This is a genomic window from Bradyrhizobium sp. UFLA05-89 (assembly GCF_059803475.1).
Genome location: NZ_JBANBA010000027.1, coordinates 1 through 21982 on the forward strand (window position 1 = coordinate 1; position 21982 = coordinate 21982).

The 21982-nt window shown below is 64.8% G+C and carries 22 protein-coding genes, 1 tRNA gene and 1 pseudogene; 11 read left to right on the plus strand and 13 right to left on the minus strand.

Annotated features, from left to right (window positions below; translation table 11 throughout):
• Window positions 1-161: 161 nt before the first annotated feature.
• The 4 genes from SO139_RS16365 to mnmA all read right to left on the minus strand — a co-directional run bounded on the left by SO139_RS16365 (window position 162) and on the right by mnmA (window position 2689).
• Window positions 162-238: transfer RNA gene (locus SO139_RS16365), tRNA-Met, on the minus strand.
• Window positions 239-435: 197 nt separating this feature from the next.
• Window positions 436-801: a hypothetical protein gene (locus SO139_RS16370; RefSeq protein ID WP_449377953.1), complete on the minus strand. Its 366-nt coding sequence runs from the start codon at window positions 799-801 to the stop codon at window positions 436-438.
• A 46-nt stretch (window positions 802-847) separates the two neighbouring features.
• Window positions 848-1486, minus strand: coding sequence for a class I SAM-dependent methyltransferase (locus tag SO139_RS16375; protein ID WP_449377952.1), 639 nt, complete (start codon window positions 1484-1486; stop codon window positions 848-850).
• 21 nt (window positions 1487-1507) lie between these two features.
• Complete coding sequence (gene mnmA, locus SO139_RS16380) at window positions 1508-2689, minus strand: tRNA 2-thiouridine(34) synthase MnmA (protein WP_449377951.1); 1182 nt, start codon at window positions 2687-2689, stop codon at window positions 1508-1510.
• A 364-nt stretch (window positions 2690-3053) separates the two neighbouring features.
• Here mnmA and SO139_RS16385 point away from each other — a divergent pair, with 364 nt between their 5' ends.
• The 9 genes from SO139_RS16385 (at window position 3054) to SO139_RS16425 (ending at window position 12692) form a co-directional block, all read left to right on the plus strand.
• Window positions 3054-4649 (plus strand): flagellar hook-length control protein FliK, encoded by a 1596-nt coding sequence (locus tag SO139_RS16385; protein WP_498540229.1) that lies wholly within the window; start codon window positions 3054-3056, stop codon window positions 4647-4649.
• 12 nt (window positions 4650-4661) lie between these two features.
• The gene (locus SO139_RS16390) at window positions 4662-5381 is read left to right on the plus strand and encodes a flagellar hook assembly protein FlgD (RefSeq protein ID WP_449377949.1); all 720 of its coding nucleotides are present in this window, start codon (window positions 4662-4664) and stop codon (window positions 5379-5381) included.
• A 230-nt stretch (window positions 5382-5611) separates the two neighbouring features.
• Window positions 5612-5887 carry a CtrA inhibitor SciP gene (gene sciP, locus SO139_RS16395; protein WP_002714638.1) on the plus strand — a complete coding sequence of 92 codons (276 nt, stop codon included), beginning with the start codon at window positions 5612-5614 and terminating at the stop codon, window positions 5885-5887.
• Between the two features lie 179 nt (window positions 5888-6066).
• On the plus strand, window positions 6067-7689 hold the full coding sequence (gene fliF, locus SO139_RS16400; RefSeq protein ID WP_449377948.1) for a flagellar basal-body MS-ring/collar protein FliF: 1623 nt from the start codon (window positions 6067-6069) through the stop codon (window positions 7687-7689).
• Between the two features lie 18 nt (window positions 7690-7707).
• Window positions 7708-8802: a flagellar motor switch protein FliG gene (gene fliG / locus SO139_RS16405; RefSeq protein WP_449377947.1), complete on the plus strand. Its 1095-nt coding sequence runs from the start codon at window positions 7708-7710 to the stop codon at window positions 8800-8802.
• Window positions 8802-9422, plus strand: coding sequence for a FliH/SctL family protein (locus SO139_RS16410; RefSeq protein ID WP_449377946.1), 621 nt, complete (start codon window positions 8802-8804; stop codon window positions 9420-9422). Before fliG ends, SO139_RS16410 begins: the two co-directional genes overlap by 1 nt.
• A 3-nt stretch (window positions 9423-9425) precedes the next feature.
• Window positions 9426-9776 (plus strand): flagellar motor switch protein FliN, encoded by a 351-nt coding sequence (gene fliN, locus SO139_RS16415; RefSeq protein ID WP_449377945.1) that lies wholly within the window; start codon window positions 9426-9428, stop codon window positions 9774-9776.
• Window positions 9777-9823: 47 nt separating this feature from the next.
• A complete protein-coding gene (gene flbD / locus SO139_RS16420; RefSeq protein ID WP_449377944.1) occupies window positions 9824-11209 on the plus strand; it encodes a sigma-54-dependent transcriptional regulator FlbD in 1386 nt (461 codons plus the stop codon).
• 334 nt (window positions 11210-11543) lie between these two features.
• The gene (locus tag SO139_RS16425) at window positions 11544-12692 is read left to right on the plus strand and encodes a M20 family metallopeptidase (RefSeq protein WP_449377943.1); all 1149 of its coding nucleotides are present in this window, start codon (window positions 11544-11546) and stop codon (window positions 12690-12692) included.
• A 166-nt stretch (window positions 12693-12858) separates the two neighbouring features.
• Here SO139_RS16425 and SO139_RS16430 read toward each other — a convergent pair whose 3' ends face one another.
• The 9 genes and pseudogenes from SO139_RS16430 to SO139_RS16470 all read right to left on the minus strand — a co-directional run bounded on the left by SO139_RS16430 (window position 12859) and on the right by SO139_RS16470 (window position 21168).
• Window positions 12859-13014: a hypothetical protein gene (locus SO139_RS16430; protein WP_027523194.1), complete on the minus strand. Its 156-nt coding sequence runs from the start codon at window positions 13012-13014 to the stop codon at window positions 12859-12861.
• An 88-nt stretch (window positions 13015-13102) separates the two neighbouring features.
• Window positions 13103-13684 carry a flavin reductase family protein gene (locus SO139_RS16435; protein ID WP_474798390.1) on the minus strand — a complete coding sequence of 194 codons (582 nt, stop codon included), beginning with the start codon at window positions 13682-13684 and terminating at the stop codon, window positions 13103-13105.
• A gap of 31 nt (window positions 13685-13715) precedes the next feature.
• Window positions 13716-14540 (minus strand): ATP-binding cassette domain-containing protein, encoded by an 825-nt coding sequence (locus tag SO139_RS16440; protein ID WP_449377941.1) that lies wholly within the window; start codon window positions 14538-14540, stop codon window positions 13716-13718.
• A 7-nt stretch (window positions 14541-14547) separates the two neighbouring features.
• The gene (locus SO139_RS16445) at window positions 14548-15354 is read right to left on the minus strand and encodes an ABC transporter permease subunit (RefSeq protein ID WP_449377940.1); all 807 of its coding nucleotides are present in this window, start codon (window positions 15352-15354) and stop codon (window positions 14548-14550) included.
• The gene (gene ssuD / locus SO139_RS16450) at window positions 15351-16529 is read right to left on the minus strand and encodes an FMNH2-dependent alkanesulfonate monooxygenase (protein WP_474798388.1); all 1179 of its coding nucleotides are present in this window, start codon (window positions 16527-16529) and stop codon (window positions 15351-15353) included. The genes SO139_RS16445 and ssuD overlap by 4 nt, the downstream gene beginning before the upstream one ends.
• Window positions 16526-17479 carry a sulfonate ABC transporter substrate-binding protein gene (locus tag SO139_RS16455; RefSeq protein ID WP_449377938.1) on the minus strand — a complete coding sequence of 318 codons (954 nt, stop codon included), beginning with the start codon at window positions 17477-17479 and terminating at the stop codon, window positions 16526-16528. Before SO139_RS16455 ends, ssuD begins: the two co-directional genes overlap by 4 nt.
• 37 nt (window positions 17480-17516) lie before the next feature.
• Window positions 17517-18467 carry a sulfonate ABC transporter substrate-binding protein gene (locus SO139_RS16460; RefSeq protein WP_449377937.1) on the minus strand — a complete coding sequence of 317 codons (951 nt, stop codon included), beginning with the start codon at window positions 18465-18467 and terminating at the stop codon, window positions 17517-17519.
• A 215-nt stretch (window positions 18468-18682) separates the two neighbouring features.
• On the minus strand, window positions 18683-19849 hold the full coding sequence (locus SO139_RS16465) for a cytochrome P450 (protein ID WP_449377936.1): 1167 nt from the start codon (window positions 19847-19849) through the stop codon (window positions 18683-18685).
• A 235-nt stretch (window positions 19850-20084) separates the two neighbouring features.
• Window positions 20085-21168, minus strand: a pseudogene (locus SO139_RS16470) (LLM class flavin-dependent oxidoreductase).
• A gap of 272 nt (window positions 21169-21440) precedes the next feature.
• Here SO139_RS16470 and napE point away from each other — a divergent pair.
• Both napE and SO139_RS16480 read left to right on the plus strand, forming a co-directional pair.
• On the plus strand, window positions 21441-21623 hold the full coding sequence (gene napE / locus SO139_RS16475; protein WP_027523184.1) for a periplasmic nitrate reductase, NapE protein: 183 nt from the start codon (window positions 21441-21443) through the stop codon (window positions 21621-21623).
• A 25-nt stretch (window positions 21624-21648) separates the two neighbouring features.
• Window positions 21649-21963 (plus strand): chaperone NapD, encoded by a 315-nt coding sequence (locus SO139_RS16480; RefSeq protein WP_474798382.1) that lies wholly within the window; start codon window positions 21649-21651, stop codon window positions 21961-21963.
• Window positions 21964-21982: the final 19 nt, after the last annotated feature.

Below are 21982 nucleotides of genomic sequence, written 5' to 3' on the forward strand. Positions count from 1 at the left end.
CGAGGGCATTTGGCTCGTCAGCTTCATGCACTATGATCTCGGATATTTCGACCTGGAGCAGAGAACCTTGCAACCCCTCGACAACCCGTTCGGCACGAGGCTGTCACCCATGTCTTAGGTACGGTCCGTTACCCATGTCTTCGGGCCGGACACGCCGGATTTGGTAGCGGGGGAGGGACTCGAACCCCCGACCCCAGGATTATGATTCCCGTGCTCTAACCAGCTGAGCTACCCCGCCACAGGGCTCGCGGGGCCGAAACGGCCGATCTCGCGAACGCGCGGCATATAAGGAAGGGGGCAGCGGGCTGTCAAGCAAGGTGGCCGCCCAGCGCGCCCTTTTCGGCACCAGACTCGTAGAAGCTCCCTCACCCGAAATTCGCGCTCCGTGGAGTTCGGCCTCTCCCCCCGGATGTGGGGAGAGGTGAAGAAATAGGCCTACTTCGGCCTCACATTGGGGTCGCCGCCAGGGCTGCCGGGGGGCGGGATGATCGGGGTTTTGCCGACCTCGGGCGCGGGGGCGCGCATTTCGGGATCGACGCCGGAGGGCGGGCACAGCACGCCGTCGGATTTGGCCAGTTTGTCACCGAGCGGTTCCCGAGCCTGGCCGGTGGTCTGGCCGTCGGGCCTCACCGTGCCGCGGGGCTGATCGCTCTGGGTCGGCGTGCAGTCGCTGGCGCGTTGCGGGGGCGGCGGCGCGGTCGCCTGTGGCGGCGTCGCCGGGCTGGGCGGAGCCTGAGCCATCGCGGTGCCTGAGGCCGCTATCAGGAGGCTTGCAAGGATGAGCTTTGATGTCGTGCGCATGAGACGGAAACGCGCGGGGATATGCGCATGTTCCAGCCAGCTACGTTCACGATTTGCGGTAGCGGATCAGCGAAAAGTGGCCCATCGGCGGCATTGGGCGCCGTTCGGCGAGCGTGATGCCGCCGTGGCGCTTCTGCCAGTCGACGAGGCGGTCCCAGGGAAACTCGGGGCGCCAGCCGAGCCGGCGCGCGAGCGGTGCAAAGGCGAGTTCGAAGATTTTTCGCGGTCCGCTCTCGGCGCCGATGTGATTGACGAGGATCAATTCGCCGCCGGGTTTCAACACACGCACGAATTCGTCGAGCGTACCTTCGGGATCGGGCACCGCGGTGATGACGTATTGCGCAACCACCGCGTCGAAGAAGGAATTGGGGAATGCGAGGTTCTTTGCATCCATCACGCTGAGCACCTCGACATTGCCGAGCTTTTCCGCGCGCACACGCGCCTGCGCCTTGCGCAGCATCGGCTCGGAAATGTCGACGCCACAAATTTTCGTCGAGCGCGAATAATCCGACAGCGACAGGCCGGTACCAACGCCGACGTCGAGGATGCGGCCACCGATCTTGTCGGCCTCCGCAATGGTCGACTGGCGTCCCGCGTCGAACACCTTGCCGAAGACGAGATCGTAGACCGGCGCCCAGCGGCCATAGGCCTTCTCGACCCCGGCGCGCGAGATATCTGCTGCCATGCCCCCTGCCCTATAAAGATTTTAACCGCGCACCGCTTCCGCGAGCGGCCGCGCCGCATCGCTTGCGATCTTCGCGGCCGCGCTCTGGATAAAGCCGCCGCCGAGCACGCGCGCCTGCCCCGATGGCGCGTCGTAGAATACGCAGGCTTGTCCCGGCGAGACGCCCTCTTCGCCCGCAACCAGCTCGACCTCGTAATGGCCGTTGCCGCCGCGCAGCCACGCTGGCTGCGGCGCGCGGGTCGAGCGCACGCGCACGAACATTTCGAGGCCGCCGCCGATGGCCCGATCGATATCGCCGTCGCCGATCCAGTTGACGTCGCGCAGCACGATACGGTGCATCTTCAGCGCATCGCGCGGGCCGACCACGACGCGGCGGGTCGCGGCCTCGAGCCGCACCACGTAGAGCGGCGAGCCGGAGGCGATGCCTAAGCCCCGGCGCTGGCCGACGGTGAAATTGGCGATGCCGTGATGCTGGCCGATGACGCGACCATCGAGATCGACGATGTCGCCGGGCTCCATCGCATTGGGGCGCAGCCGCGTGATGATGTCGGTGTAGCGCCCGGTCGGCACGAAGCAGATGTCCTGGCTGTCATGCTTGTCGGCCACGCTGAGGCCAAAGCGGCGGGCGAGCTCGCGCGTCTCGGTCTTGGTCATGTCGCCGAGCGGGAAGCGTAGATAATCGAGCTGCTCGCGCGTGGTCGCGAACAGGAAATAGCTCTGGTCGCGCTCGCTATCTGCAGCGCACACCAGCGCGCGGGAGCCGTCGGCAAGGCCGCGCGAGGCGACATAGTGACCGGTGGCAAGCGCGACCGCGCCGAGTTCGCGCGCGGTCTTCAGGAGATCGCGGAATTTGACGGAGCGGTTGCACTCGATGCACGGCACCGGCGTCTCGCCGAGCGCATAGCTGTCGGCAAAATTGTCGATGACGGATTCGCGAAAGCGGTCCTCATAGTCGAGCACGTAATGGGGAATGCCGAGCTTGGCGGCGACATCGCGCGCGTCGTGAATGTCCTGGCCGGCGCAGCAAGCGCCCTTGCGATGGGTCGCCGCGCCATGATCGTAGAGCTGGAGTGTAATGCCGACAACGTCATAGCCCTCGGCCTTCAGCAGCGCAGCCGTCGTCGAGGAGTCCACGCCGCCCGACATGGCGACGACGACCCTGGTGTCCTGCGGACGGCCTTTGAGATCCAGACTGTTGCGCATGGTTCCGGCTGTTGAAGGCGACTTGCGGCGGAAGTGTTCCGCTGATCCCGCGTTGATCGGTCGGGAAAGGGACGGTCTCAGGGAACGGGAATAGTTCCACGAGTCGGCTTGCCCGGTCGAAAGCGGCTGAGAGCTACCCTTTAATATAGGCCGTATTCCCCTGAAGCAATCGCAGGGGAGGCTTTCGCCGGGCGCTTAGGGCAATTCTTGCCGGGAGGCAGAAATGGGCTGGGCTTCGGAGGCCTTCCTGGCGTCCCGCCCCATGTATTAAGTATTTGATCTTGTTGTATAAAGCAATACTTAGCCTGGCTGGCCCGCTCCTTGCTAACCCCTTGTCCTGAGTTTCATTTCAAGGGGCGTGTCCGTGGTCAGCGTGACGTCAGATGTAGCCGCAAGCGTGTCGGTCCAGACCACACCGCCAAAACCTGCCCGCTCGCAGGGGGCTGCGACGAACGACCAGTTCGGTGCGCTCGTCGACAGTAACACGACGGCTGCCGGCAGCACGCCGAGTACGACCTCCGACCCGGCGCCGCGCCGCACCGACAGCTCCTCGTCGTCCTCCTCCGACAAGAGCACGCACGACACTTCCTCGAGCGATCCGTCGTCGCAGAGCAGATCGACTGACGCGACCGACAGTTCGACGTCTGCCGCCACCGACACGCCCGCCGATCCCGCCAAGGCGCCCGACAAGACCAAAGGCAGGTCGGACGCCTCCGGCACGAAATCGACCGAAAAATCCAATGACAGCAAGGGCGACAAGACCGAGGACACCGACGGTGTCGCCGCCGCCATTCAGGCCGATCCCACGCAGGCAGCCGTGGCGTCCACTACGCCTGATCCGAACGCCGTCATCGTCGCGGCCCCGGTCGTGCCGGTCGATCCGAACGCGGCCGCCAGCCAGGCGGCCAGCAATTCAAACTCTCCGCTGACGATCGCCGCCGCTGGGATCGCCGCGAGCGCCTCGACCGCGGCGCAGATCACTGCGCCGGCCGTCCAGACCGACGCAACCGGCAACAAGACCGCCGATGCCGGCACCGCAGCGAAAGCGGCGCTGACGGATGCGGCCGCCAGCGAGACGGCCGGTGCTTCGCCGACCGATCCGCAAACCCAGGGTGCGCTGACCGCCACTGTCGCACAGGCGACGCCCAAGACGTCATTCAAGGCCGCCGCCACGACGCAGCAGAACACCGACGTTTCCAATCTCGGGCAGGATACGAGCAAGACGAGCACGACCGGCACGGCGTCCAACCAGGCGCCGGCAACTGCAACCACGGCCGCGCATCCTCAAGCCGCCAAGCCGCAGGTCGAGGGCAACACGACCGAGGCCAAGGCCGACGTATCGGACAAGACCGCTTCGGCTGCACCAGGCACGGCACCGACGCACGACCACGCGGCCAGCACTCAGGCGCTGACCAGCACGACGGACACCGGCGCCCAGGCCGCTGCCGCCGTGCAGGCGCCGCAGACCACGACGACCTCGGTCGCAGGCGCATCGACGGCGACGCTGACCGCGACCGCCGCCACTTCCACAGCCGTGCCGATCAGCGGGGTGCCGGTCGAGATCGCCGCGGCCGCGCGCGCCGGCAAGACCAGGTTCGACATCAGTCTCGATCCGGCCGAGCTCGGCCGCATCGACGTGCGCATCAACGTCGACCGCAACGGACAGGTTACCTCGCATCTCACCGTCGAGAAGCCGGAGACGCTCTCGATGCTGCGGCAGGATGCGCCGCAATTGCAGCGCGCGCTCGACGATGCCGGCCTGAAGACCGGCAGCAACGGCCTGTCATTCAGCCTGCGCGACCAGAACTCGTCCGGGCAGAACTCGAGCAACAACAACGACAATGGCAGTAATGCCCGCCGGCTGATCATCAGCGACGAGGACGCAGTGCAGGCCGCACCCGTGGGACGCGGCTACGGCCGCATGCACGGATCGAGCAGCGGCGTCGATATCAGAGTGTGAGGAGTATTCGACATGACCACAACGAATGCCGCCACCGCCCCGTCAGTGGTTTCAGGCACGACCCAGACGTCATCCTCGTCATCCTCGTCGAGCTCCAGCCTGAGCTCGACCACGGGATCGACGCTGGCGGGCAATTTCCAGACCTTCCTGACGCTGCTCACCACGCAGCTTCAGAACCAGAATCCGCTTGATCCGCTCGACACCAACCAGTTCACCCAGCAGCTGGTGCAGTTCGCCGGCGTCGAACAGCAGCTCAAGACCAACGATTCGCTGTCCCAGCTCGTCACCCTGCAACAGACCACGCAGGCAACGCAGGCGCTGGGCTTCGTCGGCAAGACCGCCGTGGTCGATGGCACCACCGCGACCATGACGAACTCGTCGGCGACCTGGCACCTCAACGTGCCCTCCAGCGCCACGGTCGATATTTCGATCGCCAACTCCAGCGGCCAAACCGTGTTCACCGGCAAATATACGGCCGGCGCCGGCGCCGACATTCCCTTTACCTGGAACGGTCAAGGCAATGACGGCACGCAGTGGCCGGACGGCAAGTACACGATCTCGGCGACCGGCCAGGACGCTTCGGGCAACAATGTCGGCGTCGCCGCGCAGGTGCAGGGCACGGTGAATTCCGTCGACCTGACCCAGTCGCCGCCGCTGCTCTCGATCGACGGCAACAGCTACACGCTGAGCCAGGTGAAGAGCATCGTCGCGACCAGCAGCACGAGCAACTAAGGCGGCGCGCTTCGCCTGACGCGTCGTGGTTGCGCGCCTCGTTCGTTAGTAAAGTATTTACGAAGACCCCCGCCCGGCCGTCTGAAAACGTGTTTTCAGCCCGCCGGGCCGATCGTGTTCCAGCCATTTTCAACGAGAATTGTATTGAAGCCTTAGGCTTAGCCAATTTTTAAGCCGACCGGCGTAGGGTTTCGGCGTGAGTTCAGTGGTTGAGAGTTTGTGAGTACGCCATGACAGAACCCCATCGCCCGAGGGTGAAATACGTCATCGGGCCGGACGGCAGCCCTTTGACGATCGCGGACCTGCCTGCACCGGGGACCAAACGCTGGGTCATCCGACGCAAGGCCGAAGTTGTTGCCGCGGTCCGCGGAGGCCTCCTTTCCCTCGAGGAAGCCTGCAGCCGTTACACCCTGACAGTCGACGAATTCCTCTCCTGGCAGTTTTCCATTGACCAGCATGGTCTTGCCGGACTGCGCACCACGCGCATCCAGCAGTATCGCCAGTAGGCGATCTGGAAATTCGCCAAGTTTGACGCAAATCGGCCTCGCTCTGCGAGGCCGATTTTTTTCATGTCACCACTTTTGTCCCACCTCTTAATCTTCGTTAACCATATCGAAACCATCACCTAGGCAATAATTGCCCAGTCGGCTTGCCGGTTGCAGGCCGAATCTGGCGGGGCGATTGCTTGCAAGGTCTGTTGGACTTCCTGAAAGGTATCGGCGCCGCCCGGTTCGGGGCCATGATCGCGGTCACCGCCGCGCTCATCGGCTTCTTTGCCTTCGTCATCATGCGCGTGACCACGCCGCAGATGACGACGCTGTTCACCGACCTCAGCGTTGAAGATTCCTCAAGCATTATCAAGGATCTGGAACGCCAGGGCATCCAGTTCGAGCTGCGCAATGAAGGCACCATCATCATGGTGCCCAAGGACAAGGTCACGCGGCTGCGCATGAAGCTCGCCGAGGGCGGCCTGCCCAAGGGCGGCGGCGTCGGCTACGAGGTGTTCGACAAGTCGGACGCGCTCGGCACCACCAGCTTCGTCCAGAACATCAATCATCTGCGCGCGCTGGAGGGTGAACTCGCCCGCACCATCCGCGCCATCGACCGGATCCAGGCCGCCCGCGTCCACCTCGTCCTGCCGGAGCGTCCGTTGTTCTCGCGCGAGGCGCCGGAGCCGTCGGCCTCGATCGTGGTGCGGGTCCGCGGCTCGCTGGAAGCGCAGCAGATCCGAGCCATCCGCCATCTCGTCGCCTCCGCCGTCAACGGATTGAAGCCGCAGCGCGTCTCGATCGTCGACGAGTCCGGTCAGTTGCTCGCCGATGGCGCGGCGACCGATCCCGACCAGGCGCTCGGCGACGAGCGCCGCACCGCGTTCGAGAAGCGGATGCGCAAACAGGTCGAGGACATCGTCTCCTCGGTGGTCGGCTCGGGCCGCGCCCGGGTGCAGCTCTCCGCCGATTTCGACTTCAACAAGATCACCCAGACCTCCGACAAGTTCGATCCTGAAGGCCGCGTGCTGCGCTCGAGCCAGACCCGCGAAGAGCAGAGCATGACCGCCGACAACAACGGCCAAGTCACTGTCAATAACGAGCTCCCCGGCAACCAGCAGAACAGCGGCGTCGCGGCGAAGGACCAGAGCAAGAAGACCGAAGAGACCAACAATTACGAGATCTCTCGCACCACCAAGACCGAGGTGACCGAGGCCGGCCGGGTCAACCGCATCTCGGTCGCGGTGCTGGTCGACGGCATCTACACCAAGAACGACAAGGGCGAGCTCGCCTACACCGACCGCACCAAGGAGCAGCTCGACCGTATCGCCACGCTGGTGCGCTCGGCGATCGGCTTCGACCAGAAGCGCGGCGACCAGGTCGAGGTCGTCAACCTGCGCTTTGCCGACGCGCCCTCGACTGCCCCGATCGCCGAACCATCGGGCTTCCTTGGCACGCTCCAGTTCACCAAGGACGACGTGATGTACTTCGTCGAGCTCGGCGTGATGATGCTGCTCGGCCTCGTCGTGATGTTCATGGTGATCCGGCCGCTGGTGAAGCGGATCCTTGCCTCGGACGAGGTCGCAGCCCTGACCAGCGCGCTGAGCGCCCCTGCGCTGACCAACGAATCCGCTTCCGCCTCGGGCGGCGGCCACGCGCTGGTCCCGAGCGGCAACGCCACGGCGAGCGCGATCGACGTCGCCACCATCCAGGGCCAGGTCCACGCCCAGTCCGTTCATCGCGTCGGCGAGCTCGCCGAGCGCAACCCCAACGAAACCGTCGCCATCATCCGCCAATGGCTGAGCGAACCCGCGAAATGATTCGAGAAGTGAACTGACATGGCCGCCTCCTTGCAAAACGCCAACTCGAACGACATCACCAGCGTGATCTCGACGCTCGCACAGCGCGCCGGCAACCGAGCCAAGGACGGCAGGTCCGAGCCGCTAGCGGGACCGAAGCGCGCCGCAATCCTGATGCTGGCGCTCGGCGAGCAATATGGCGGCAAGATCTGGTCGCTGCTCGACGACGAGGAGGTGCGCCAGCTTTCGCTGGAGATGTCCACCCTCGGCACGGTCGAGGTCGACACGGTCGAGGACATGCTGCTCGAATTCGTCTCGCGCATGTCGGCTTCCGGCGCGCTGATGGGCAATTTCGACGCCACCGAGCGACTGTTGCAGCAATACCTGGCGCCGGAGCGTGTCAACGGCATCATGGACGAGATCCGCGGCCCTGCCGGGCGCAACATGTGGGAGAAGCTCTCCAACGTGCAGGAAGAGGTGCTCGCCAACTACCTCAAGAACGAATACCCGCAGACCATCGCGGTGGTGCTGTCCAAGCTCAAGCCCGAGCATGCCGCGCGCGTCCTCGGAATCCTGCCCGAGGAGCTGGCGCTCGATGTCGTCAACCGCATGCTGAAGATGGAGGCGGTACAGAAGGAGGTCATCGAGAGCGTGGAGAAGACGCTTCGCGTCGAATTCATGTCAAACCTGTCGCAGACCCGCCGCCGCGACGCCCACGAGGTGATGGCGGAAATCTTCAACAATTTCGACCGCCAGACCGAAACCCGCTTCATCACCTCGCTGGAAGAGGAGAACCGGGAATCGGCCGAGCGCATCAAGGCCCTGATGTTTACCTTCGACGACCTCGTCAAGCTGGACTCCGGCTCCGCCCAGACATTGATGCGTAACGTCGACAAGGACAAGCTCGCCGTCGCGCTGAAGAGCGCCAACGAGGACGTCCGCAACTTCTTCTTCGGCAACATGTCCTCCCGCGCCGCCAAGATGCTCCAGGACGACATGGCGGCGATGGGACCGGTCCGCCTGCGCGACGTCGACGAGGCGCAGGCGCTGCTGGTCAATCTCGCCAAGGATCTCGCTGCCAAGGGCGAGATCATGCTGACCAAGAACCGCGCTGACGACGAATTGGTGTACTGATGGCGGCGCCTGCGAAATTCCTGTTCGACAACGACTTCTCCGCGCCCGACCGGACGCGCGAGAAGGCCGCGAGCGCAGCCGAGGTCGCGCAGAAGATCGCGGCCGCCGAGGCGCGCGCCTACCAGGCCGGCTTCGACGCCGGACAGCGCGAGGCCAAGGCCGAGAGCGACCGCCGCGTCGCGCTTGCCATGGAGGAGATCAACATCTCGGTCAGGGGCATCGCCTCGGGCATCGGCAATATCGAGGCCAGGATGGAGACCGAGGCGGTCGACGTCGCGGTCGCGGTGGCGCGCAAGCTGTGCGCTGACCTGATCGCCGCCGAGCCGCTCGGCGAGATCGTCGCGCTGGTCAAGGACTGCTTCTCGCACCTCGTCGCGACGCCGCACCTGGTCGTCCGCATCAACGACGCGCTCTACGAGAGTGCACGCGATCGGATCGAACGGCTCGCCAAGCAGAGCGGCTTCGAGGGCCGGCTGGTGATCCTGGCCGAGCCGGAGATTGCGACCGGCGACTGCCGGATCGAATGGGCCGATGGCGGCGTCGTGCTCGAGCGCGGCGCCATTCTCGGCAAGATCGACGAACTCGTCGGACGCTATATCGCGTCCCGCAAGGGGAACTAAGCCATGAGTGACACCGACGGGCAGGTCCCGCTTCCCGATCTCAACGGCCCGATGCCGCCGACCGGCACCGATGTCGGCTACAACGAGGACGAATACGCAGCCCGCGTCGCCGCCGACCTCGAGGCCGTGTTCGACGTGCCGGTGCAGGTCTCCGCCGTGCTCGGCCGCTCCAAGATGGACGTCGGCGAGCTGTTGAAGCTCGGTCCCGGCACCGTGCTCGAGCTCGACCGGCGCGTCGGCGAGGCCATCGACATCTACGTCAACAACCGCCTCGTCGCCCGCGGCGAGGTGGTGCTGGTCGAGGACAAGCTCGGCGTGACCATGACCGAGATCATCAGGACCGAACGCAGCTAATCGGGGAATGACGCGCGGCAGCGCGAACAGACGGACAGGAGACTGACATGCGGCTTCTCATCGTTGGCACACTGAAGGGCCAGCTCACCACCGCCACCAAGATCGCGATGGAGAACGGCGCCACCGTGACCCACGCCGAGGACCACGAGCAGGCGATGCGCGTGCTGCGCGGCGGCAAAGGCGCCGACCTGCTGCTGGTCGACGTCGCCCTCGACATCCGCGATCTCGTGATGCGGCTGGAAGCCGAGCACATCCACGCTCCCATCGTCGCCTGTGGCATCACCAACGACGCTCGCGCCGCGGTCGCCGCGATCCACGCCGGCGCCAAGGAATACATCCCGCTGCCACCGGAGCCGGAGCTGATCGCCGCCGTGCTCGCCGCGGTCGCCAACGATTCCCGTGACCTGATCTATCGCGACGACGCCATGGCGCGCGTGGTCAAGCTCGCCCAGCAGATCGCGGGCTCGGACGCCTCGGTGATGATCACCGGCGAATCCGGCACCGGCAAGGAAGTGCTGGCGCGCTACGTCCATACACGCTCGGCCCGCGCCAAACGCCCCTTCATCTCCATCAACTGTGCCGCGATTCCCGAGCATCTCCTGGAATCCGAGCTGTTCGGTCACGAGAAGGGCGCCTTCACCGGCGCGGTCGCCCGCCGCATCGGCAAGTTCGAGGAGGCGACCGGCGGCACGCTGCTGCTCGACGAAATCTCCGAGATGGATGTCCGCCTGCAATCAAAACTACTCCGCGCGATCCAGGAGCGCGTGATCGACCGCGTCGGCGGCACCAAGCCTGTCCCCGTCGACATCCGCATCATCGCGACCTCGAACCGCAACCTTGCGGAAGCGGTGCGTGAAGGCACCTTCCGTGAGGATCTGCTGTTCCGCCTCAACGTCGTGAACCTGAAGATCCCACCGCTGCGCGAGCGCCCCGCCGACATCCTGGAGCTCGCCCAGCACTTCGTGAAGAAATATGCCGAGGCCAACGGCGTGCCGCTGCGCCCCATTTCGGCGGAAGCGCGCCGCGTGCTCTCGACCAACCGCTGGCAGGGCAACGTCCGCGAGCTCGAGAACACCATGCACCGGGCGGTGCTGATGGCGCAGGGCGACGAAATCGGCGCTGACGCCATCATCACGCCGGACGGCGACCGCCTCGACGTCGCGCGCACCGCGCCAGCGGTGGCACACGCCACGATGGCCGCCGAACAGGTGACGCGGTCGCTGGTCGGACGCACCGTCGCCGACGTCGAGCGCGATTTGATCCTGGAGACGCTGAAGCATTGCCTGGGCAACCGGACCCATGCCGCCAACATCCTCGGCATCTCGATCCGCACGCTGCGCAACAAGCTCAACGAATATGCCGACGGCGGCATCCCGATCCCGCCCGCCGGCACACCGGGCGAATACCCACGGATGCCGGCAATGGGGGTGTGAGAGAGCTTTCAATTGCTGACGACGTAGATGCCCGGGCCAAGTCCCGGGCATTTCTTCTTGGGTGTAAGGCAACCCGCGCGCCACGCTCACGGTGTCGTCCTGGCGAAAGCCAGGACCCATTATATCCCAGGGAGGAGTTTGGCGAAGACTCGTCGTTCGGTACGCCCACCCCGCACAATCGATAGATTCCGCGGTATGGGTCCTGGCCTTCGCCAGGACGACGTCGGGGGAGACCGCGCTTCAATCACCGCCATCATGGCGGGGCCGCGTTCTCCGACTAGGTCATCGGTGCGACAGGCCCTATAACCGCGCACGAGAACCACGCGAGGTGACAATGTCTGAGGGTCAAATCACGGATTGGCTGGCATCGCAGAAGCAGGCGATGATCGACCTGTTGCGCGAGGTCGTGAACATCGATTCCGGATCCTACGACAAGGCCGGCGTGGACGCGGTCGGCGCGCGCTTCGAGCGGCATTTTGCCGAGCACGGCATTTCGAGCTGGCGCGAGCCGAACGACACCTATGGCGACGCGCTTCATGCGATCGTGGCCAAGCCCGGCAGCAACGAAAAGCCGATCCTGCTGATGGGGCATCGCGACACGGTGTTCGGCAAGGGCGAAGCCGAACGACGCGCCTTCACCATCAAGGACGGCCGCGCCTATGGCCCGGGGGTCGCCGACATGAAGGCAGGTCTCGTCATGAACGTGTTCGTGGCCGCAGCCTTCCAGAAATTCGGCGGCAGCCCGCACCCGATCAAGGTCCTGATCACCTCGGACGAGGAGATCGCATCGCCCTCGTCGCGGCCAGTGATCGAGCGCGAGGGACGGTCCGCGCGCGCCGTCTACAATTCCGAGCCGGGACGACCGACCGGCAACATCGTGACCAGCCGCAAGGGCGGCATCTTCATGCACCTTGCGGTCACCGGCAAGGCCGCGCATTCCGGAGCGAATTTTGCGGCCGGCGTCAGCGCGATCGGCGAGCTCGCGCACAAGATCGTTCATATCCACGCGCTGACCGATCTGACCAAGGGAATCACCCTCAACGTCGGGCTGATCTCTGGCGGACAGTCCGTGAATACGACGGCGCCTTATGCCGAGGGCCAGATCGATCTGCGCTATGTCGAGCCGAGAGATCGCGACGCGGTGATGGCCGCGATCGAGAAGATCGTCGCCACCTCTTACGTGCCTGGCACGAGCGCCACCCTGACGATCAAGGGCGAGTTCGTGCCGGCGGTTCAGAGCGAGGCGTCGAAGACGCTGTTCGACGGTTACCAGGGTGCCGCACGTGACGTCGGGCTGACCACGCTCACCGGCGAGTTCTCCGGCGGCTGCGCCGATTCAGGCTTCACCGCCGCCGTGGGCACGCCGACGATCTGCGGCCTTGGCCCGGTCGGCGGACTTGCGCACACGCCGGAGGAATATCTCGAGCTCGACAGCATCGTGCCGCGCGCGCAGGCGCTGGCGCTGGCGATCTTGCGGAGTTGATGGTTGCGCAGTTCGTAAGGCGGGTTAGCTCTCGTAGGGTGGGCAAAGGCGCGCTTGCGCCGTGCCCACCATCTCTCCATGATTTGCGAAAGAAGAGGTGGGCACGCGGAGCCTGTCATCGGGCGCGCATTCGCGCGACCCGGTGGCTTTGCCCACGAGATCCTCCTCACGAATAGCTCGGCGCGTCGGGATTGCGGAAGATGTGGATGGGGTCGCCGGGCACGATGTGCCGTCCGGTGAACATCGCATAGGCGTAGAGCGCGAGATACGCGATCGCGAGCGCGCCGACGGCATAGAAGGCCCAGGTCGCAACGCGTTTCATGCCGGCTCCATCGCCTCCTACGGGAGGCTCTGGCAGGGCTTCTAGATCGAGAGAAACGAAAAGGCCAGCCCGGAAGGCCGCCGGGCGGTCAGATGACGCCCCGGCCCCGCGTGGGAACACTGACCTCGGCGAGCCTCGCCGCGTCCTCATCCTGGTCGACCGCGACGTACTGTCCGTGCCAATAGGCGAGCGCCGCGCTGCGGCTCGAGCTCCTGATATCGCGCACGCGGCCGATGACGATGCCATGCGAGTGGCGCTCGACGATCTCCTCGACCTCGCAATCAAGGGCGCTCAGCGCGCCGGCGAGCAGCGGGACGCCGGAGACGGCCGTCACCCAGTCGCTGCCGGCGAAGCGGTCGGCGCCCTTCAGCCCGCCCTTGCCGGCAAAGCGCTCGGCAATGTCGAGCTGGTCGGCGTTAAGGATGTTCACGCCGAAAGCGCCGTGACGCCTGATCAGCGGGAACGAGGAGGCGTCGCGGTTGATGCTGACCAGCAGCGTCGGCGGATCGACCGACAGCGACGTCACCGAAGTCACCGTCATGCCGGTGATGTCCCTGCCGCGGCCGGCCGTGATGACGCTGACGCCACCAGTGAGGTGACGCATGGCGCCGCGGAAATCGGCGGAGGAGATATTGGTGTCGGTCATGATATGGCGGGCAATCACGTTCATGGCATGCTCCCTGAATCAGGGCTCCTGTTATCTAGGTACGATCGTCCGCCGAGAGAAGATGGCGCAGGATCGAGCCTTCGAGGCCCGCGAGCTCCACCGAGCCGCGCTCGCGCGGCCGCGGCGCATTGACCGTGACATCATGCGCGATGCGACCTTCCTCAATCACGAGCACGCGATCGGCCAGCGCAACGGCTTCCGCGACGTCATGCGTCACCAGGATCGCCGTAAAACCCTGGTCGCGCCAGACTCGCTCCAGGAGTCGCTGCATCGAGATGCGGGTCAGGGCGTCCAGCGCGCCGAGCGGCTCGTCGAAGGCGAGCACGCGGGGCTGGCTAACGAGCGCGCGCGCCAGCGCCACGCGCTGCTTCTGGCCGCCCGACAACACCGAAGGCCACTGGTCGCGCTTGTCGGCGAGCCCAACCTCGCTCAACGCGCGCTCGGCGCGCGGATGCGCATCCGACGAGGCGCGATCGCGCCCGAGGCCAACCTCGACATTCGACAACACGCGCGCCCAGGGCAACAGCCGCGGCTCCTGGAACATCACCCTGATATCCTCGGGCCGCGCTGCCTCGCCGAAGCTGATGGCTCCGGCATCGATCTTGTCGAGACCGGCGATCAGCCGCAGCAGCGTGCTCTTGCCGCAACCGCTCTTGCCGACGATTGCAACGAACTGGCCGGCGGGAATGTGCAGATCGATGCCGCGCAGCACCTCGTTGTCGCCAAACGATTTGCGCAAGCCGCGGATGGTGAGCGACAGGCCGGGTGTCGGCTGGTCCTGGCGCGCGACGCGTGCCTGCGGGGCGAAGCTGGCGCGCTCGGCACGTTCGGCCTCGGGAAGAAGAAGGGCTGTCTGCATGTCGGTCTCAATGTTTCTGGAAGGCGGGGTGCCAGGCGAGCGTCAGGCGCTCGAGAACGCGCGAGGCGCTGTCGGCGAGCTTGCCGAGCAACGCGTAGATCAGGATCGACAGCACGACGACGTCGATCAGCATGAACTCGCGCGCCTGCATCGCCATGTAGCCGAGGCCGGAGGACGCCGCGATGGTCTCGGCGACGATCAGCGTCAGCCACATGATGCCGAGCGCGAAGCGGATGCCGACGAAGATCGAGGGCAGAGCGCCCGGAAAGATCACGCGGCGGAACAGCTCGCCGTCGCTCATGCCGTAGATACGGCCCATTTCGATGAGCTGCGGATCGACGGTGCGAATGCCATGCAGCGTGTTGAGGTAAATCGGGAAGAACACGCCGAGCGCCACCAGGAACAGCTTTGCGCTCTCGTCGATGCCGAACCACAGGATGACGAGCGGGATCAGCGCCAGATGTGGCACGTTGCGTACCATCTGAAGCGTCGTGTCGGTCAGCTTTGCCGAAAGCTGCGAAAGACCGTTGGCCAAACCAAAGGCAAAGCCGATGCTGCCACCGATCAGAAAGCCGATCGAGGCCCGCCAGAAGCTGACCCAGATGTTGCGCACGAGCTCGCCGGAGAGCAGCAGCTTCCAGCCCGCGAGCGCAACATCGCTCGGTGCCGGCAGCACCCGTGTCGGCACGAGACCGGCAACGCAGGCGATCTGCCAGACGACGATGATGGCGAGCGGCACGATCCACTGGATCAGGCCGTCGGCGCGCGGCAGGCGGACGCTGCGCGGAAGGGAAATACTGTCGATAAGGCTCATGACTGCGACACCTGCTTCTGCGGGCGGAAATCGCTGCCGACGGTCTCGCCGAACGGACCGCCATTGAAGTGAAGCTTCGTCACGTTGCTCGGCAGCTCGAGCGAGAGCAGCGGGAACACCAGCTCGGCGAAGCGATAGGCTTCCTCCAGATGCGGATAACCCGACAGGATGAAGGTATCGATGCCGAGATCCTGGTATTCCTTGATGCGGGCCGCCACGGTCTGGGCGTCACCGACCAGAGCCGTTCCAGCGCCGCCGCGCACGAGACCTACACCGGCCCAGAGGTTCGGGCTGATCTCGAGCTTGTCGCGCCTGCCGCCATGCAGCTGCGCCATGCGCTGCTGGCCGACCGAATCCATGCGCGCAAAGTTCTTCTGCGCCAGCGCAATGGTCTCGTCGCTGACATGCTTGATCAGCTCGTTGGCAGCCTGCCAGGCCTCTTCATTGGTCTCGCGGACGATGACATGCAAACGGATGCCGAAGGAAAGTTTTCGCCCGCGTAGCGCCGCAACCTCCCTCACCTTGGCGATCTTCTCTGCGACCTGCGCCGGCGGCTCGCCCCAGGTGAGGTATTTGTCGACGGCGTCGACGGCGACATCGATGCCGGCATCCGACGAGCCGCCGAAATAAAGCGGCGGATGGGGCGACTGAACCGGGTGGAACAGCAGCTTGCCATCCTCGATGTGGATGTGCTTGCCCTCGACATTTACGGTCTTGCCGGCAAGCAGGTCACTATAGACGTTGAGGAACTCGCGGGTGACCTCATAGCGCTCGTCATGGGCGAGAAAGATGCCATCGCCCTTGTTCTCGACGGGATCGCCGCCGGTGACGACGTTGACCAGGAGCCGGCCGTTGGTGACGCGGTCGAGCGTCGCGGTCATGCGCGCGGCAACGCTCGGCGATTGCAGACCCGGCCTGACAGCCACGAGATAGCGCAGCCGCTCGGTGAACGGGGCAACCGCCGAGGCCACAATCCAGGAATCCTCGCAAGATCGTCCCGTCGGCAGCAGCACGCCGTAGTAGCCGAGCTGGTCAGCCGCCTGTGCGATCTGGCGCAGGTAGTTGAAATTCACCTCGCGGCCGCCGATGCCGGTGCCGAGATAGCGGCCGTCACCGTGGGTCGGCAGGAACCAGAGTATGTTGGCGTTACCTTGCTTGCTCTTGACCTTGCTCACGTTCCTGGCCTCCGCGCCACGTCGGAAATCTTGATTGCTTTGGGGATCAGGTTGAGCGCGAAAAACGCGTCCGCAACCTGCTGCTGATCGGCGATCACAGAGTCGGTGATCGGCTTGATGCCGTAGGACTGGCGCTTGAGCGCGACCTCGACCACCGGCACCGACAATCCAATCGACGGCGCCAATTGCTCGGCGACCGCGTGAATGTCGCCCTTGGCCCAGTCATCGACCGCGCGCAGCTCATCGAGCACGGCGTCGACGATCTTTGGATTGGCCTCGATGAACTTCTTCGAGGAGAAATAGAACTGATAGTTCGCCACGATGTTGGTGCCGTCGGCGAGCGTCCGCGCACCGGTCGCGGCTTCGGCGGCCGACTGGAACGGATCCCAGATCACCCAGGCATCGACCGAACCGCGCTCGAAGGCGGCGCGGGCATCAGCGGGTGCCAGGAACACCGGCTCGATCTCGGAATATTTGACACCGGCCTTCTCCAGCGCCTTGACCAGGAGATAGTGGACGTTGGAGCCCTTGTTGAGCGCGACCTTCTTGCCCTTGAGATCGGCGACCGATTTCAGCGGACTATCCTTCGGCACCAGGATCGCCTCGCCTTTGGGCGCCGGCGGCTCATAGGCGACATACTGGATCGGCGCACCGGCGGCCTGCGCGAAGATCGGCGGGGCTTCGCCGGTGTTGCCGAAATCGATCGCGCCGACATTGAGCGCTTCGAGCAGCGGCGGGCCGGACGGGAATTCCGTCCACACCACTTTGTAGCCTTCCGCCGCGAGCTTCGGCTCCAGCGTGCCTTTGCTCTTCAGGAGCACCAGCTTGCCGTATTTCTGGTAGCCGATGCGAACGACCTTGTCCTGGCCGTAGGATGTCCCGACAGCAGCCGCCACGATGCCGAGCGACAGGACGATGGCCGCGATCACACGTTGAACGATACGCCTCATGTTCGAACCTTTAGAAATGGGAAGGCTGGTCGGCACGTCAGGCTGCCGTGTTGCGCCAGACGATGTCCCTGATCACGATGGGCTTCGGGATCAGGCCGAGCTTGTAGAAGCGATCGGCGACACCCTGCTGGGTCGCGACGATATCGTCGGTGACGGGGCCGATCACGAAATTCGCGCGGTCGGCCGCGACGGCCTGGATGTCCAGCGGGACGCCGGTGATCGCGGCCAGCGACCTAGCGACCTCGTCGCGGTGCTGTTCGGCCCATTGACCGGTGGCGGTCGTCACGTCGACGATCTGTTGCAGGATCGGACCGTGGTTCTTCGCGAACTCGCGGTTGGCGATGTAGAACGAGTTGGTCTTAGTGACCTCGCGCGCATTGATCAGGATGCGGCCGTTCTGCTTGGTCTCGCCGATCGCAAAATAAGGATCCCAGATTGCCCAGGCCTCGATGCTGCCATTGGCAAAGGCGGGACCGGCATCCGGCGGCGTCAGATAAACCGGTGTGATGTCGGCGTAGGTCAGGCCGGCCTTCTCCAGCGTCTGCACAACGACGTTGTGGGCGCTGGAGCCCTTGGTGAAGCCAACGCGCTTCCCCTTCAAGTCAGCGATGGAGCGGATCGACGAATCCTTCGGCACCAGAATGCCCTGGCCGTTGGTGATGGGCTGGCCGGCGGCATAGACGATTGCCGCTCCGGCCGCCTGCGCGAACACCGGCGGGGAATCGCCGACGGCGCCGTAATCGACGCTGCCGACATTCATCGCCTCCATCATCGGCGGCCCCGAGGAGAATTCCACCCATTTCACGTCGATGCCTTGCGGAGCGAAATGTTTTTCCAAGGTCGCCCGCTGGCGCGTGATAACCAGCACGCCGGTCTTCTGGTAGCCGATACGAATTTCCTTCACCGCGCCTTGCGCGCTGGCGCGTGAGGCGAACGCAGCGGCGGCCACCGTTCCAACCGATAATTTGAGAAAGTCCCGACGCTGCATACCAAGCTCCCGGCCGCCTGCGGCCGTCATTCATCCATGTTTGGAGAATGATGGTGCGGGCCGCGAAAGCTGTCGAGAAGGCCGAGAAAATAGCGATGCGCGCACTGCTGCCTTGGCAATGCGCATGATTAATCTTTCAAACGGCGAAGCGAATGAGGATGGAATTTTTCTGCACGCGAATGTGAGGCTGCCGCTTCCTGAGGCAGTCTCACGCGCTAGTTCCAGCGCACCGGCAGATTCAGAAGACCGCGGAACGCCCAGCCGCCGATCCGAACCGGCTCGTCATCGGCGATCTCGAGTCGCCTGACACGCGCAAACACCGTCGGCAGTGCGACATCCGCAATCATGGCGCGCGAAGCCCAGGCGCCGGCGCAGAAATGCGGGCCGGCGCCGAAGGCGACGCTCTTCGATGTGTCGCGCCGCACGTCGAACTGATCGGCGTGCTCAAAATGCTTCTCGTCGCGGTTGGCCGAGCCGAACATCAGGAACACGCGCTCATTGGCCTCGAACGAGACGTCGCGGATGGTCCACGGCTTTGCAATTCGGCGCGGCGACATGCCGATCGGCGAAATCCAGCGGGCATATTCCTCAAAGGCCTGGAGCCAGGACACTTCGCCGCGCCGGACGAGGTCGAACTGGTCGCGATGGGTGAGAAGCGCCCAGACGGTGCCGGCGATGGCCTTGCGCGGCTCGTTCTGGCCACCGGAGATCGCCAGCTTGACGTTGGCGCGCACGCTCTGCATCGGCATGCCGGACGCGACCATCACGCCCAACAAGCTCTGGTCCGGATTTTTCTGCATGACCGGCAGCATGTCGTCGATCGCCGCGTCGATGCCGGCGGTCGCCGCATGGCAGCGTGCTTCCACGGCGGGATCGCCGGCATAATTTGCAATGCCATCGATCATCGCCTGCGACCAGGCGTCCATCTCGACAAAGTCGATATTGGTGAGGCCGGTGATCGATTTCAGGCATTCGCCGGAGAACGGCAGCGCGAACTCACGCATGAAATCGATCCGCGTGCCCGGCTCGAGGCCACCGACGATGCGATCGGCGTGAGCCTGGAACTGCGCGGTCCAGTGCGCCTTCACCGTTTTCGGCGAGACCGCCGGAAACAGCGCGCGGCGCTCGACCTGGTGCGCCTCGCCGTCCTTGCGCATCATGTTGTGGCCCATCAGCCTGTTCATGAGCCCCTCGGGCTGGTGCGAGGAGAACACGTCGATCTGCTTCTCGGAGATCGAGATGTCGTCGCGACTCACGAGCAGCGTCGAGCCGAGCTGCGGCACGAAGGCGATCGGCGCCTCCTTGCGCATTTTCGCAAGCATCGGATAGGGATCCTGCCAGAACGAGGCAGGGTCGATGTCGATGCGCGGCGCGGTGCTCAAGCTTGTTTCCTCGGGATTCTTGTTTGCCTCTCTCGGAGGATATAAGGGCTCCGTACCGGAAGCCAGCCGTTCCAATGCCACATGGGTCCCGGCTCTGCGCAGCAGCGTTGCACGCTGCAGCGCGTCCGGGACAAGAGAGGAAGCGTGTTGTTGGACAGTCTCGTGCCCCGGACGCAGCGCAGCGTAAAACGGTGCGCTGCTGAGCCGGAGCCTAGGCCACAAAACGTTGAGCACCCTACCCCGCCGCCACCGCCGTCGCCGGCGCGACGTTGATCGCGAGCTTGCCGTAGCGGTCAGTGAAGGCCTGCGTGTCGATCTCCTCGAGCTCGATCTCGCCGCTCATTACGCCCTTCTTCCAGGCCTCCTGCTCCGGATCATTCTGGAACTCCGGCATCACCTCACGCGCGAAGAGGTCCAGCGATTCGCAGATGTGCTCATGGCTGTTCTTGCCAGCCTGATTGAGCAGGATCACCTGGTCGATACGGGAGGTGCGGAAGCGCCGCAGCTTTTTCCGGATCGTTTCGGGCGAGCCGATCAGGCCGCCGCGCAGCGCGGCCTCCTGCGCTTCCGGATTATCGCGCTTCCATCTGTTGTACTCGTCCCACATGTCGACCGTGCCGGGCGCCGGCCGCTGGCGGTTTTGCGAGGCGCCGTAGAAGCGCAGCGCGAACTGGAAGAAGGTGGCGCCATCGGCCCGCGCACGCGCCTCTTCGTCGGTCTTCGCGCACATGAAGAACGACACCAGCGCCATGTTCGGGTTGATCTCGTAGTCTGCCAATTTGTGCAGCCGCTTGGTCATCGCGTTGTAATAGGCATGCACCCAGGCGTGCGCGGCATCCGCGCTGACGAACTGGAAGCCGAGCGCGCCAAAGCCGTGACGGCCGGCGCGCTCGATGGTCGGAAGCTGCGAGCAGGCCATCCACAGCGGCGGGTGCGGTTTCTGCACCGGCTTCGGCACGACGTTGCGCAGGGGCATGTCGAAATACTTGCCGTGATGCTCGCAGCCACCATCCTTGAACATCGGGATCAAGCACCGCGACGCGCTCGGCGACGCGCGCGGGATGGTTGGTGGTGAGCTGGAGGATGCCGTGGCCGAGCCGGATATTCTGGGTGCGCTGGCTCGCGGCGGCGAGGAAGGATTCCGGCGACGGCGAGTGGGAGTATTCTTCGAGGAAGTGATGCTCGACCACCCAGGCGTGGTCGTAGCCGAGGCGATCGGCGAGTTCCATCTGCGTCAGGGCATTCTGGTAGAGCCGGAGCTCGTCGCCCGCCACCCACGGACGCGGCAATTGCAGCTCATAGAAGATGCCGAACTTCATGACGCCTCTCCCGAGATTGTTTTTATTGCGAGCATTTTATTGAGCGGGACCGGACTGTCCATGGCGGCCCAATTCCGCCGGACGGGAGGACAAAAATATCGAAAACAACCCCATGCAAAGTAGCCGATAGCTTCCCGTCGCGGCCGTGCGGCCAAGTGCCCGCAGACGCGAACCGTTGATTCAGATCAAGGTGATCTGCCGCCCGATACCTATGGTTCGTCGAGGTAACGGCCCGGAAGCCGTCCAATTCCTAAATTTCAGAGAGACCGAATATGTCGGCCCCTGACGACACGACTGGGCGCGTGCGCCGCAAGCGCATGGAGATCTTTGCGTTCCTGTTCCTGACCGCGGTTGTGATGCCCGCCCTCGCGGTCGGAACGGTCGGCAGCTACGGGCTCGCCGTGTGGATCTACCAGATGTTCGCAGGCCCTCCCGGCCCGCCTCCCCCACATTGAACCCCCGCAGCGAAAGACCGAGATCATGGCCCAAGCCACACTCAATCGCCGCGCATTGATCACCGGCAGGGTGCTCAGCGCCGAACGCATCATCCCGCCGCCTGGAGGCGAGATCGCAAGCATTCTGGTGCAGGCGCGGCCGGAGCGTCTCGCCGACGTCGAGGCTGCGATCGCCGCGTTGCCCGGTTGCGAAATCCATGGCCGCGATACGCGCGGCAAGCTCGTCGTCGTTGTCGAAGCCCCGGATGCCGGCAGGCTCGGCGCCATGCTCAACGACATCCAGTCCATGCCGCACGTCTATTCGGCGGCGCTCGTCTTTCACGCCATCGAAACTGCCTGAGACCGCGTCCTTGACGCCG